Below are 13,424 nucleotides of genomic sequence, written 5' to 3'. Positions count from 1 at the left end.
TTTTACCTAGTATGCTTAAAAATCAATCGCTAGACGCGCTAGTGCAACCTTATCGCGAGGAATCGTAACAGTGCGGACACGTGTTTTATCACGATACTCGATTACTGCTCCCTCTTCCTTAGAATAACTTTTTAACGTACCTTCAAATTCTTTGCGGTTGTCAATCGGCTCATAGGTTTTGAAGAAAACATATTCTCCAACTGCTTGCACGTAGTCCTCTTCTTTTTTTAGAGGGCGTTCAGCGCCTGGTGATGACACTTCAAGAAAATAGTTTTCTTTTATTGGGTCTTTTTCGTCGAGTAGTTCGCTCACTCGCTCACTTACACGTGCACATTGTTCAATGTCAATTCCACCACCTGGAACATCGACATAAATGCGCAAAAACCAATCACGGCCTTCTTTTACATACTCAACATCTACTAATTCAAGATTCATTTCGGCAACGATCGGAGCAATCATTCCCTCAATTTTTGTGGCTATCTCTTGCATAAAATCCTCCTTACTTTTGTCTTTAAACAACAGAAAAGAGCGGGAAATCCCACTCTTTGCGCAAAAGTTATCTACCATTCGTATGCCAATCATACCATATATGAGAGGCATACGCAAATTGTAGCTAAAATAAAGACAATTGATTCGCATCCGGCATTCCTTCTAAACATCCGAGGGAATCTAAATAGTCAATAATCGTTCGAGACACCTTGCCTCGTTGTTGTAAATCTTCTTTTGATAAGAATTCACCTGTTTCACGAGCACGGACGATTTGAAGTGCAACATTCGTACCAAGTCCAGGTACAGCATTAAATGGCGGGATCAGTGTAGTGCCTTCTATGACAAACTCTGTAGCCTTTGACTTATAAAGGTCCACTTTTTGCATACGAATGCCTCGCTCAGACATTTCAAGTGCAATTTCTAGTACGGTTAGCAAACTCTTCTCTTTCGGGCTAGCTTCCAATCCTTTTGCATTAATTTCTTGAATGCGTGCGCGAATCGTTTGCGAGCCATTGACCATTGCCTGCAAATCAAAATCTGATGCACGTACTGTAAAGTAAGCTGCATAATAGAGGATTGGGAAATGCACTTTAAAGAAAGCAATCCGAACAGCCATCAACACATACGCTGAGGCGTGGGCTTTCGGGAACATGTATTTGATTTTTTTACATGAGTCGATATACCATCCCGGAACATTGTTTTTCTTCATTTCGTCTTCAAACTCTGGTGTTAACCCTTTCCCTTTTCGCACGGACTCCATAATTTTAAATGCGAGTGACGGCTCTAATCCTTGATAGATAAGGTAGACCATGATGTCATCTCGACACCCAATTACATCACTTAACTGACATGTACCCGCTTGAATCAGTTCTTGCGCATTGCCAAGCCAAACGTCTGTCCCGTGAGATAAGCCTGAAATCTGGACAAGTTCTGAAAATGTCGATGGCTTAGTCTCTTCTAACATTTGACGAACAAAGCGCGTACCAAATTCCGGAATTCCAAGCGTTCCGGTTTTGCAGTCAATTTGTTCTTGCGTGACACCCAATGATTCTGTCCCACTAAAAATCTTCATAACTTCCGGATCATCCGTTGGAATGGTTTTTGGATCAATCCCCGAAAGGTCTTGCAGCATACGAATTACGGTCGGATCATCGTGACCGAGTATATCAAGTTTTAACAAGTTGTCATGAATCGAATGGAAATCAAAATGTGTCGTTTTCCAACTCGAGTCCTGTGCATCTGCCGGGAACTGAATTGGTGAAAAATCGTAGATGTCCATGTAATCAGGGACTACGATAATTCCACCCGGGTGTTGTCCAGTCGATCGTTTGACGCCGGTACACCCTTTTACAAGCCGGTCCACTTCCGCTCCGCGCATAATCAAATTATGATCGGATGCATAGCCTTTGACATAGCCATATGCAGTCTTCTCAGCAACCGTACCAATCGTCCCTGCACGGAACACATTGTCTTCACCGAACAGTTCTTTCGTATAATTGTGTGCTGTTGGTTGATATTCTCCACTGAAGTTCAAATCGATATCAGGGACTTTGTCACCTTTAAATCCAAGGAACGTCTCAAACGGAATATCTTGACCGTCTTTTCGATACAACACTTGGCAGTCTGGACATTCTTTATCCGGAAGATCATATCCCGAACCGACTGATCCGTCTTGGAAGAACTCCGATTTTTTACATTCTGGGCAGACATAGTGCGGTGGCAGTGGATTCACTTCTGTGATATCCGTCAAAGTCGCGACTAGCGACGAACCAACAGACCCACGTGACCCTACGAGATAGCCATCGTCGAGAGACTTCTTCACAAGTTTGTGTGAAATTAAATAAATAACACCAAAACCGTGACCAATAATTGACGTCAATTCTTTTTCAATACGAGCCGACACGATTTCAGGTAATTCATCTCCATATAGCTCTTTCGCCCGCGTATAGGTCAATTCTTTAATCTCATCATCTGACCCTTCAATCTTCGGTGCAAACAAATCATCTTTGATTGGTTTGACGTCTCCGATACGTTCGGCAATTGCTTGAGAGTTTTCTACTACGATTTGGTGCGCTGTTTCTGCACCTAAAAAATCAAATGCTTGTACCATCTCATCTGTTGTTCGGAAATGCACTTTCGGGAGCTCATGGCGGTTCAATGGGTTTGCTCCCCCCATACCACTCACTAAAATCTTTCTATAAATTGCATCATTTTCCGTTAAATAGTGAACATTCCCCGTGGCAACAACCGGTTTATTGACACGTTTCCCTAACTTGATCATTTTGCGGATGATGTCTTCTAAGTTCCATTCATCACGCACGAGTTCTAGTTCAATCAAATGCTGATATACTTCTTTCGGATGCACTTCTAAGTAATCATAAAACTTTGCTATTTGCTCCACTTGCTCGAGCGGTTTTTGCATCAATCCCTCAAACACTTCTCCTTTGTCACAGCCTGACCCGATCAGTAAACCTTTTCGGTATTTTTGTAAAGTAGAACGAGTAATGCGTGGGACACGATAGAATGTCTGAACGTGCGAAATCGATACTAGATGAAAGAGATTCTTTAATCCTTCGTCGTTTATAGCAAGAATTGTACAATGTGACGGCCGCCCTCGCTTATACGCGTCGCCTTCTCCTACGTAATCATTCAATTGATTGTGATTGGTGATTCCTTGTTGTTCAGCCTCTTTTAATAAATGAAGAAGTAAATAACCCGTAGCCTCACAGTCATAAATTGCGCGGTGAGCTTGTGTAAGTTCGATATTAAATTTCTTCGCTAAAGAACCAAGTCGATGATTTTTCATTTCCGGATGCAAAAAACGGGCAAGTTCTAATGTATCTATTACTGGATGGTCAAACGTCTCAACGCCACTTTGACGGTACGCCTCATATAAAAAGCCCATATCAAATGAAGCATTGTGGGCGACCACAATTCCAGAACCGATAAATTCATGGAATTCTTTTGTCACTTGAGCAAGTTCCGGTGCATCTCTCACCATATCATCCGTGATACCTGTCAACTCAATCGTCGTTGCGGAAAGTGTTTGATGCGGATTTACAAAGCGTTCAAACTTATCCACTATATTTCCATCTCGAATTTTCACTGCAGCAAGCTCGATGATTTTATCGTAAGTCGCAGAAAGACCTGTCGTCTCCACGTCAAATACGATGAACTCTGCATGCTCAAGTGACTGGTCGATTGCGTCATAGGCAATCGGCACACCGTCATGAACAAGATTCGCCTCTAAGCCAAATATAACTTTAATATCATTCGCTTTCCCAGCTGCATAGGCATCAGGAAACGCTTGGACATTCCCGTGATCTGTGATTGCAATTGCAGGATGCCCCCATTTGGCAGCTTGTTTGATAAGTTCCCCTACAGGCGTTACCGCATCCATCGCACTCATAGGTGAATGCATGTGGAGCTCTACGCGTTTTTTACCTTCAGGTGCTTTATCTTGCTTCACTTCTGGGCGAATTTCCATCATGTCTTGAGACATCATAATTAAATCACGCACAAACGTATCGTTTTGAATCGATCCACGCGTTCGGATCCACATACCTTTTTTCAGTCGCTCCATCATCTGCACATCTTCCTTGTCTCGCGAGAACATTTTGACAAGAATGGAGTCTGTATAATCCGTAATTTTTGCTGTGAGTAGTGAACGACCACTACGAAGCTCTTTAATCTCAACATCAAATACATAGCCTTCGACTGTAATACGACGTTCTTCATCTTGGATGCGTCGAATTTCTACGATAGGTTCATCCTGTTTAATTTGGACTCCTAATTGGAACGGTCCTTCAGGTACACTTGATTCACCCGAAGACTGCTCGCGGTTCATCTGGTCTTCAAGTGCTTTGCGGCTAAGTGCCTCTTCTTCTGCACGCTTTTGCTCATGGAATTGACGTTGCATCTCTGCAAGTTTTTCTGGATTCTCATCTAAAATACAATCAAAACGCACATTTTCAATGCCAAGCTTTTTATAGGCAGCTGCAAGATTAGGGAAATATTTGGTCTGCAACGTGCGAAGTTCCAGTTCCTGTGCGCATTTCACTTTGACTAGCTGGCCCTCTACTTGAGGCACTTGAGATGCAAGCAATTCTTTTAAAGGTGGACTCATCTCATAGAATGATTCCACAACATCTAACCAATAAGCCGGAATGACTTCTGCTAGTTCATAGTCACCTGTCAAAGCTATTTCAAGTTCGACAATGGCAATTCCTTTAAAGCGTTCGACTAATCGATTTTTGAATTCATGAAAAATAGGTCCTGGCAATGCTTTTTCACCCGTCAGCCGAAAACACCATACGCGCTCTTTTTTATGTACAGTCAGTTTCTCAAGCTCATAACTATCGAAAGCATCTAAATATGCTTCCTCTTCTAATTCTAATTGTTGCAAAAGTAGCAACATCTTCATTTTATTCGTTTGCACGAACATCCCCCCTTGCCGTAAAAATAAAGGAAAGTTCAACTTGTGAACTTTCCCTTAGACATCATTAAAAGAAATATCGTTGGATATCATTCCACGTAACAACGATCATGAGAACCATCAGTAACATAATCCCGACAAAGTGGACCATTCCTTCACGTTGCTTATCAACGGGTCGGCCACGAAGTGCTTCGAATCCGAAGAACAACAAGCGACCTCCGTCAAGTGCTGGAAGAGGAAGTAAATTCATAATTCCTAAGTTAATACTCAACACAGCAGTCCAGTTCATCAAATTAAAGATTCCGAACTTCGCTACTTCTTCTGTTGCTTTATAAATTCCTACTGGTCCTGAGAGATCATCGATAGAAAATTGACCCGTAATCAAGTTACCGAGAAGTTGGAAAATCAACACAGTCCATTCGTACGTTTGGGTTGCCCCATACGCAAAAGAACCTAAAATCGACTTTTCTAGTGGACTTTGAACGCCGATTTGTCCAATGACTTGTTCCCCGTTCTCTACTGCATTGGGCGTTATTTCAAGAGATAGAGGTTGTCCATCGCGTTCCACATCAAATGTTAGAGGTGTCTCAGGATTCTCTTGAATGATAAGGGCAAGCTCTGACCAACTTGCAACAGACTCTCCGTCAATTGCTGTCACTTCATCGCCTTGAACAAGTCCTGCAACTGCCGCTGGTGAATCGTCAACTACTGAGCTAATCAGCGGCTCATCGGTTGGAATTCCGCGGAAGATTGCAAGTGCTGTAAACACAAGAAACGCTAAAATAAAATTGAACAAAGGTCCTGCAAAAATAGCTAGTGAACGCTGCCCTACCGTTTTCGAGTGGAACTGACGATCATACGGTGCAATTAATGAAACTCTGCCCGACTCATTCACTTTTGCATCACGAGCAATCGTGTAACGGACAAATGTTTCGGACTCATCGTATCCTTCAATGAACATGTCGTTCATTAAATCCGCACGTTCTATTTCTAAAAATTGCATGTCAGGCAAGTAATTCTTTTGATTTAAAACGAGTAAATCCACTTCATTTTTTTCATTTAGGCGAACACCAATCCGGTAACCCGGTTGTAATTCAATGGCATCCAGATCTTCACCCGCCATTCGCACATAACCACCGATTGGTAGCATGCGGATTGTATAAACAGTTTCACCTTTTGTATAGCCAAGTAGTTTGGGTCCCATTCCAATTGCAAACTCTCGTACCATGATTCCAGCACGTTTTGCAAAAATAAAATGTCCCAATTCATGGAAGAAGACAATAGAACCAAATATTAATATAAACGCAATTGCTGTTTCCAAGTTACCCCACCTTCATTTCTCACAGTACGATTAGTGTACCATTTTTTCGACGAATCTTCTCGTTTCAACATCTACTGTCAAGATGGTCTCTAAGGTCGGATTAGCAGTAACTGTATGCGCTTCAAGAGCTTTTTCAATGAAGGAGTCAATCGCTAAAAACGAAATCTTCTGTTGCAAGAATAGTGCTACTGCTGCTTCATTTGCTGCATTTAAAACGGTCGTTGCTGTTCCACCTTCTTTTCCTGCTTCAATTGCGAGGTGAAGTGCCTTGTAACGCTCTAAATCCATTTTTTCAAAATGCAACTTACCGATTTCCACTAAATCCAAACTTTTCGCTTGTGGCAATGGAAGACGATCAGGATACGTTAAAGCGTACTGAATCGGAACACGCATATCTGGCGTACCTAACTGCGCCATGACACTTGTATCTACAAACTCAATCATGGAATGGATAATACTCTCACGGTGAAGTACAACGTCAATGGAACTGTACGGCATATCAAAGAGTACATGTGCTTCAATGACTTCAAGCCCTTTGTTCATCATCGTTGCTGAATCTATAGTAATCTTACTTCCCATCGACCAGTTCGGGTGATTGAGGGCATCTTGAACGGTTACACCTTCTAATTCCGCACGCGTTTTATCCCGGAAACTTCCACCAGAAGCAGTAATAACTAACTTCTTAATTTGCTTTGGATTTTCACCATTTAAAGCTTGGAATAAAGCGGAATGCTCACTATCCACAGGAAGAATGGCTACATTGTGTTTTTTTGCTGCTGCCATCACGAGATGTCCGGCTGTAACAAGTGTCTCTTTATTTGCTATAGCAATCGTAATGCCTTTTTCAATAGCGCGTAACGTAGGTTGTAGGCCAACACTTCCTAGGACTGCGTTGACAAGTAAATCCGCACCGGACTCACTCGCTACAGCTACTAAGCCCTCGCTTCCCCAGACTACTTCTGTAGAAGGGAGATCTTCTTGTAGTGCTTTCACATCTGCTTGATTTGCTACAGAGAGCAAAGGCACCGAGAATTCTCGAGCGATTGCACGTGCTGCATCGACTTGTTGACCGACAGAAAAGGCGACAAGTTCGAATTGCTCAGGATGTGTACGCAATACATCTAATGTTTGTTGACCGATAGAACCAGTGGCTCCTAATAAACTAATTTTCTTCATTCATCTACTCCTCAGATGGTGACATTAAATAAAGTGTAAAAAGTGTAGTAAAGGAATTACGAATAATAAGGAATCGAATCGATCAAGGATACCACCGTGACCCGGTAGTAAAGTACCCGAGTCTTTCACGTGATAATGGCGCTTAATAGCGGACTCGGCAAGATCACCGAACTGACCAATAATAGAAGCCGCAATCGTCACAAGAACAAGTTGCAGAAGTGTATCTGCAAAAGGGAATAACCAGTTTAGCAAGAAAGCAAAAACTAGCGCTGCAACAACTCCACCGTAAAATCCTTCAACTGTTTTATTTGGAGAAATCTCCGGCCAAAGTTTTTTCTTTCCAATCTTTCTTCCGGTAAAGTAGGCCCCTGAGTCTGTCGTCCAAACTATAAGTAAAGCAAAGACCACATAAATGAGTCCATCCATACGTGTCTCAATTAAATAGTAAAAACCAATACCGATGTACATCATTCCAAAAAAGACGAATGCTGCGTCATCATATGTAAATGTATTTTTCACAAGTACTGCATACAACAAAAGCATGAAAACTAATACGTAAACAAAAGTCATTTTATCGTGACCTGTAAAGCCAATCAACGTCTCTTCATATTGAGTTGGTAATAGTAGCACATATAAATTTATGAGTGCTAAGAACCCTGGAATTGATTTCAAACGAATTTGTTTCATTCTCAAAATTTCATAAAGAGCAATTGTAGCAATCAAATAGATCGCCACCGCAAAAACAATGCCCCCCACCCATATGATGGGAATGAACAGCGCCAGAGCAATTAACGCTGTAATAATACGTTCTTTCATTTCTTAGTTTCCTCCAGTCCACCATAGCGACGGTTTCTCGATTGATAAACCGAGACCGCTTCTCTTAAACAAGCTTCATCAAAGTCTGGCCACAAAACATCTGTGAAGAAAAACTCTGTATAGGCAAGTTGCCAGAGCATGAAGTTGCTTAGACGAACTTCCCCGCTCGTTCGAATCAATAAGTCCGGTGCCATCAAATCTTTCGTCATCAAGTGTTCTTCTATAAAAGTTTCCGTAATATCTTCTGGTGCTAATTCGCCTGTTTGTACAGCCTCAGAAATTGTCTTCACTGCCTGTAGAATTTCTGCTCGACTTCCATAGTTCAGTGCAAAATTTAAAATCAGGCCGGTATTGTTCTTTGTTCCATCAATTGCTTTTTGAACAGCTCGTTTAGTGTGCTCTGGTAGTGAGTGAAAGTCTCCCATAATCTGAACACGAACATTTTGTTCAATCAGTTCCGGCAAATAAGTACCTAAAAATTCTTCAGGTAGACGCATTAAAAATTCGACCTCTTTTTTAGGTCGAGACCAGTTCTCTGTAGAAAATGCATAGAGCGTTAGTACTTGTACACCAAGATCATTGGCATATCGTGTGATTTTACGAACAGTTTTCATTCCCTCATGATGGCCTGCTATCCGTGGAAGGGCACGCTTTGTTGCCCAGCGACCATTTCCGTCCATGATGATGGCAATGTGGGACGGCACAGGACCTGTGACAGGCACCTCTTCCTTTTGAGTGAAAAGCTTTTTAAACATAAATTGGTTCCTCCAAACGCTCGTATCAAAACATATATATCCTATCATACCAAATTTCATACAGCATTGAGTTGTATTTTTTTACTTTCACCATATGAACGCGATTTTGAGCAGAAGGTTTCAAAGAAAAAGAAAAGCATCCTCCTAAGAGGACGCCTGAGATTAGATTTCCATGATTTCGTTTTCTTTTTCTTTTGCAAGTTCATCTATTTTCGCAATATAGGAATCCGTTAGTTTCTGAACGTCATCTTGGAAGCTGCGAAGATCATCTTCTGTAATTTCACCGTTCTTTTCTAACTTCTTCAAATCTTCATTTCCATCACGGCGGACATTTCGGATATGAACTTTTGCTTCTTCTGCTTCTTTCTTCACCTGTTTCGCAAGGTCTTTACGACGTTCTTCCGTCAAAGCAGGTACAGCTAAACGAATCACCGAACCATCGTTCGTTGGAGAAATCCCTAAATCAGATTTCATAATTGCTTTCTCAATATCATTGATCACAGTTTTGTCGTATGGTTGGATGACTAGAAGACGAGCTTCTGGCGTAGAAATACCAGCCATTTGATTAATTGGTGTTGGTGAACCATAGTAGTCTACTGTAATTTTGTCTAGTAGAGAAGCGTTGGCACGTCCTGCACGAATTGTTGCGATTTCACGTGAAAAGGCACCTACTGACTTTTCCATTTTATCTTTCGTTTGGTCAATTACTTGCTTCGTCATTATGAATTCCTCCTTACGACAGTCCCAATTGTTTCACCGAGTGCTGCCTTTTTAATATTACCGTTTTCCATAATTGAGAATACAATAAGATCAATATCGTTGTCCATACATAGAGTAGACGCCGTTGAGTCCATTACTTGAAGCCCATTTTGAATAACTTCTAAGAACGACAGATTCTCGTATTTCACAGCAGTTGGATCTACCATTGGATCAGCAGAATATACGCCATCCACGTTATTTTTTGCCATCAAGATGACATCTGCTTCGATTTCCGCTGCGCGTAGTGCAGCTGTTGTATCTGTTGAGAAGTACGGGTTGCCGGTACCTGCTGCAAAAATGACAACACGCCCTTTTTCTAAATGACGAATCGCTTTACGGCGAATGTAAGGTTCTGCTACTTGACGCATCTCGATGGATGTTTGAACACGTGATTCTACACCTGTTTTCTCAAGTGCATCTTGTAGAGCAAGTGAATTCATAACCGTTGCAAGCATCCCCATATAGTCTGCTGTTGCACGGTCCATGCCCATCTCACTGCCTACTTTTCCGCGCCAGATATTTCCGCCGCCCACGACTACAGCTACCTCGATACCTAAATCTACTACCTCTTTCACTTGTTCAGCAACAGATTTAATGATGGCTGGCGATAAACCAAACCCTTGCTCTCCTGCAAGAGCCTCTCCGCTCAGCTTTAATACGATTCGTTTATATTGTGGTGTCGTCATTTATATCCTCCCAGATTTTGTCTTGAAAAATAGGGAACACACAGGTGTGTTCCCTACTGGCCTGTTGTTATTGAATTAGTTTCCTTTAACTTGGCTCATAACTTCTTCAGCGAAGTTGTCTTCACGTTTTTCGATTCCTTCACCAACAGCGTAACGAGTGAATGATACTAACTCTCCGCCAGTAGCTTTTACGAAATCACGAACTTTTTGATCTGGGTTTTTAACGAATGATTGATCAAGTACACATACATCTTCAAAGTACTTGCCAAGGCGACCTTCTACCATTTTTGCAACGATATTTTCTGGTTTACCTTCGTTAAGAGCTTGCTCAGTTAATACTTTGCGCTCACGCTCAACTTCTTCTTCAGAAACTTCGTCACGTGAGATGTATTGTGGGTTTAGTGCAGCGATGTGCATTGCAACGTCTTTCGCTGCTGCTTCGTCAGTTGTTCCTTCAAGAAGTGCAAGAACACCAATACGTCCGCCCATGTGTAAGTATGGTCCGAAAGCATCTGCGTCTGTTTTTGTTTTGATTTCAAAACGACGAAGAGTGATTTTTTCACCAATTTTTGCTACAGCGTTAGAGATGTAGTTCTCCACTGTAGAACCGTTTTCCATTGTTGAAGCCAAAGCTTCTTCAACAGTAGCTGGCTCAGTAGCTAAAAGGTGAGCAGAAAGATCTTTAACAACCGTTTGGAAGTTTTCGTTTTTCGCAACGAAATCCGTTTCTGCATTAACTTCTACTAATACTGCTTTGTTACCTTGTACTTCGATTGCTGTAATACCTTCAGCAGCAATGCGATCTGCTTTTTTAGCTGCAGAAGAAAGACCTTTTTCACGTAAGAAATCAACAGCTGCGTCCATATCGCCGTTTGTTTCTACTAATGCTTTTTTACAGTCCATCATACCTGCGCCTGTTTTTTCACGTAATTCTTTTACCATTTGAGCTGTAACTGCCATGTTAAGTTCCTCCTAGTCAAGTTCTTAAAAAAAGGTGATAAGTGGGTTGGCCGCTTATCACCTGTTTGTGTTAAAAATTACTCAGCTGCTACTTCTTCAGTAGATTCAGCAAGTTCTTCACCTTGTTTTGCTTCAAGTAAAGCGTCTGCCATTTTACCAGTTAGAAGTTTTACAGCACGGATTGCATCGTCGTTAGCTGGGATTACGTAATCAATTTCATCTGGATCACAGTTTGTATCAACGATACCTACGATTGGGATGTGTAATTTGATTGCTTCAGCAACAGCGATACGCTCTTTGCGTGGGTCTACAACAAACATAACGTCTGGTAGAGATTTCATATCACGAACTCCGCCTAAGAATTTCACTAAGCGCTCGTGTTCTTTTTTAAGTTGAACTACTTCTTTTTTAGGAAGTACAGCAAAAGTACCGTCTTCTTCCATTTTTTCGATTTGCTTCATACGAGCAACACGTTTTTGGATAGTGCCGAAGTTTGTAAGTGTTCCACCTAACCAACGTTGGTTGATGTAGTAGTTACCTGAACGTTCTGCTTCTTCCTTGATTGCTTCTTGTGCTTGCTTTTTCGTACCAACGAATAGGACTTTACCGCCTTCTTCGCCAACTTGACGCATGTAAGCATAAGCTTCTTCTAATTTTTTCACCGTTTTTTGAAGATCGATGATGTAGATGCCGTTACGCTCAACGAAGATGTATTTCTTCATTTTCGGGTTCCAGCGGCGAGTTTGGTGACCAAAGTGTACACCAGCCTCAAGTAGTTGTTTCATAGAGATTACTGACATGATATTTCCTCCTATTGGTTTAAACTTCCGCCATTCTTCCTGTGACCAAACGACCCGTAGGCACCTGCTTGGCCATCTGAATAGCGTGTATAATCATACCGTCTTATAATGTACCATACATTGGACAAGTTGACAACAAAAAAACCTAGTTTTTAAATCAAATCCAACCAGTATAATGGCATTTTAGTTTGGTCGAACATTTAATCGCGATTGGCGGATAGTACAGTTCAGAGTAAATACTAAGTTGTTGGGTGGAATGGAGGGGTTGACTCCGGAGGGATTAAAAGCGGAACGTGAGACCCCACAGGCGTGCTCCTCCGCCGAGGAGACTCACGACGCGCCCTCGGAAAGCAACCCCGCAATGGAACTCAACATTCAGACTCAATTTAGTAATCCTCATAAAAAAACTCCCTCCAGCTATGGAGAGAGTAGAAACGTTATAATTATAGTTTCATGTTTTCGAGTTCTTCTAAGAACTTGTTGTTAAGAACCTTGATATATGTTCCCTTCATACCTAAAGAACGTGATTCGATAACACCAGCAGACTCCAACTTACGCAGTGCATTTACAATAACAGAACGTGTGATTCCAACGCGGTCTGCAATTTTTGAAGCTACTAATAGACCTTCGTTACCATTTAATTCTTCGAAAATGTGCTCGATTGCTTCAAGCTCACTATAAGATAGTGAATTGATTGCCATTTGCACAACTGCTTTGCTGCGTGCTTCAAGTTCAATCTCTTCTGATTTCTCACGAAGAATTTCCATACCTACAACTGTAGCACCATACTCAGCAAGGATTAAATCATCATCGCCGAATGCTTGTTTGATACGCGCTAAGATTAAAGTACCTAGACGCTCACCGCCACCGTTGATTGGCACGATTGTAGTCAGACCTTCTTTGAATAAATCTTTATTTTCGACCGGGAACGCAGTAAACTCGCTCTCTACGTCCAAGTTTGAAGATGTTTCAGTAATTTTGAATAAGTTTTTAGTATACACTTCTGGGAACTGACGATCTTCTAACATACGAATCATACGATCGTTGTCGATTTGTTGATTGATATCAAACCCTAAAAGTTTCCCTTTACGGCTTACGATAAATACGTTACACTCAATTACTTGTGATAACGACTCAGCCATTTCTTTAAAGTTTACTTGTTGCCCAGCAGACGCTTGGAGCATCGAATTGATCTTACGTGTTTTTTCTAATAGATTCATTATGAAC

The 13,424-nt window shown here is 41.6% G+C and carries 11 protein-coding genes; all 11 read right to left on the bottom strand.

Annotation, left to right across the window (positions count from 1 at the left end; genetic code table 11):
* Positions 1-15: 15 nt before the first annotated feature.
* Positions 16-489, bottom strand: a complete 474-nt coding sequence (gene rimP / locus ACF3OH_RS05825; RefSeq protein WP_204589056.1) for a ribosome maturation factor RimP — start codon at positions 487-489, stop codon at positions 16-18.
* 124 nt (positions 490-613) lie between these two features.
* Positions 614-4,933, bottom strand: coding sequence for a PolC-type DNA polymerase III (locus tag ACF3OH_RS05820; protein WP_392456282.1), 4,320 nt, complete (start codon positions 4,931-4,933; stop codon positions 614-616).
* Positions 4,934-4,991: 58 nt separating this feature from the next.
* The gene (rseP, locus tag ACF3OH_RS05815; protein ID WP_392456280.1) at positions 4,992-6,245 is read right to left on the bottom strand and encodes an RIP metalloprotease RseP; all 1,254 of its coding nucleotides are present in this window, start codon (positions 6,243-6,245) and stop codon (positions 4,992-4,994) included.
* Between the two features lie 30 nt (positions 6,246-6,275).
* Complete coding sequence (gene dxr / locus ACF3OH_RS05810) at positions 6,276-7,421, bottom strand: 1-deoxy-D-xylulose-5-phosphate reductoisomerase (RefSeq protein ID WP_392456277.1); 1,146 nt, start codon at positions 7,419-7,421, stop codon at positions 6,276-6,278.
* A 24-nt stretch (positions 7,422-7,445) separates the two neighbouring features.
* Positions 7,446-8,237, bottom strand: coding sequence for a phosphatidate cytidylyltransferase (locus ACF3OH_RS05805; RefSeq protein ID WP_392456275.1), 792 nt, complete (start codon positions 8,235-8,237; stop codon positions 7,446-7,448).
* Entirely contained in the window at positions 8,234-8,992 is a 759-nt protein-coding gene (locus tag ACF3OH_RS05800; protein WP_392456273.1) for an isoprenyl transferase, read from the bottom strand. Before ACF3OH_RS05800 ends, ACF3OH_RS05805 begins: the two co-directional genes overlap by 4 nt.
* 162 nt (positions 8,993-9,154) lie before the next feature.
* Positions 9,155-9,712 (bottom strand): ribosome recycling factor, encoded by a 558-nt coding sequence (gene frr / locus ACF3OH_RS05795; protein ID WP_204589050.1) that lies wholly within the window; start codon positions 9,710-9,712, stop codon positions 9,155-9,157.
* Positions 9,712-10,437 carry a UMP kinase gene (pyrH, locus tag ACF3OH_RS05790; RefSeq protein WP_204589049.1) on the bottom strand — a complete coding sequence of 242 codons (726 nt, stop codon included), beginning with the start codon at positions 10,435-10,437 and terminating at the stop codon, positions 9,712-9,714. Before pyrH ends, frr begins: the two co-directional genes overlap by 1 nt.
* A gap of 75 nt (positions 10,438-10,512) precedes the next feature.
* Positions 10,513-11,397 carry a translation elongation factor Ts gene (tsf, locus tag ACF3OH_RS05785; protein WP_392456269.1) on the bottom strand — a complete coding sequence of 295 codons (885 nt, stop codon included), beginning with the start codon at positions 11,395-11,397 and terminating at the stop codon, positions 10,513-10,515.
* A 77-nt stretch (positions 11,398-11,474) separates the two neighbouring features.
* A complete protein-coding gene (gene rpsB / locus ACF3OH_RS05780) occupies positions 11,475-12,197 on the bottom strand; it encodes a 30S ribosomal protein S2 (RefSeq protein WP_204589047.1) in 723 nt (240 codons plus the stop codon).
* A 443-nt stretch (positions 12,198-12,640) separates the two neighbouring features.
* Positions 12,641-13,417 carry a GTP-sensing pleiotropic transcriptional regulator CodY gene (gene codY, locus ACF3OH_RS05775; protein ID WP_204589046.1) on the bottom strand — a complete coding sequence of 259 codons (777 nt, stop codon included), beginning with the start codon at positions 13,415-13,417 and terminating at the stop codon, positions 12,641-12,643.
* Between the last annotated feature and the right edge of the window lie 7 nt (positions 13,418-13,424).

The organism is Chryseomicrobium aureum, from assembly GCF_043182735.1.
Taxonomy (GTDB): Bacteria; Bacillota; Bacilli; order Bacillales_A; family Planococcaceae; genus Chryseomicrobium; species Chryseomicrobium aureum.
This window is presented reverse-complemented; position numbering and strand designations above follow the sequence as displayed.

What these genes read in the sequence shown, in the direction of transcription:
- rimP (WP_204589056.1), bottom strand. Translation starts at nt 489, where the DNA reads ATGCAAGAGATAGCCACAAAAATTGAGGGAATGATTGCTCCGATCGTT.
- ACF3OH_RS05820 (WP_392456282.1), bottom strand. Translation starts at nt 4,933, where the DNA reads ATGTTCGTGCAAACGAATAAAATGAAGATGTTGCTACTTTTGCAACAA.
- dxr (WP_392456277.1), bottom strand. Translation starts at nt 7,421, where the DNA reads ATGAAGAAAATTAGTTTATTAGGAGCCACTGGTTCTATCGGTCAACAA.
- ACF3OH_RS05805 (WP_392456275.1), bottom strand. Translation starts at nt 8,237, where the DNA reads ATGAAAGAACGTATTATTACAGCGTTAATTGCTCTGGCGCTGTTCATT.
- ACF3OH_RS05800 (WP_392456273.1), bottom strand. Translation starts at nt 8,992, where the DNA reads ATGTTTAAAAAGCTTTTCACTCAAAAGGAAGAGGTGCCTGTCACAGGT.
- frr (WP_204589050.1), bottom strand. Translation starts at nt 9,712, where the DNA reads ATGACGAAGCAAGTAATTGACCAAACGAAAGATAAAATGGAAAAGTCA.
- pyrH (WP_204589049.1), bottom strand. Translation starts at nt 10,437, where the DNA reads ATGACGACACCACAATATAAACGAATCGTATTAAAGCTGAGCGGAGAG.
- tsf (WP_392456269.1), bottom strand. Translation starts at nt 11,397, where the DNA reads ATGGCAGTTACAGCTCAAATGGTAAAAGAATTACGTGAAAAAACAGGC.
- rpsB (WP_204589047.1), bottom strand. Translation starts at nt 12,197, where the DNA reads ATGTCAGTAATCTCTATGAAACAACTACTTGAGGCTGGTGTACACTTT.
- codY (WP_204589046.1), bottom strand. Translation starts at nt 13,417, where the DNA reads ATGAATCTATTAGAAAAAACACGTAAGATCAATTCGATGCTCCAAGCG.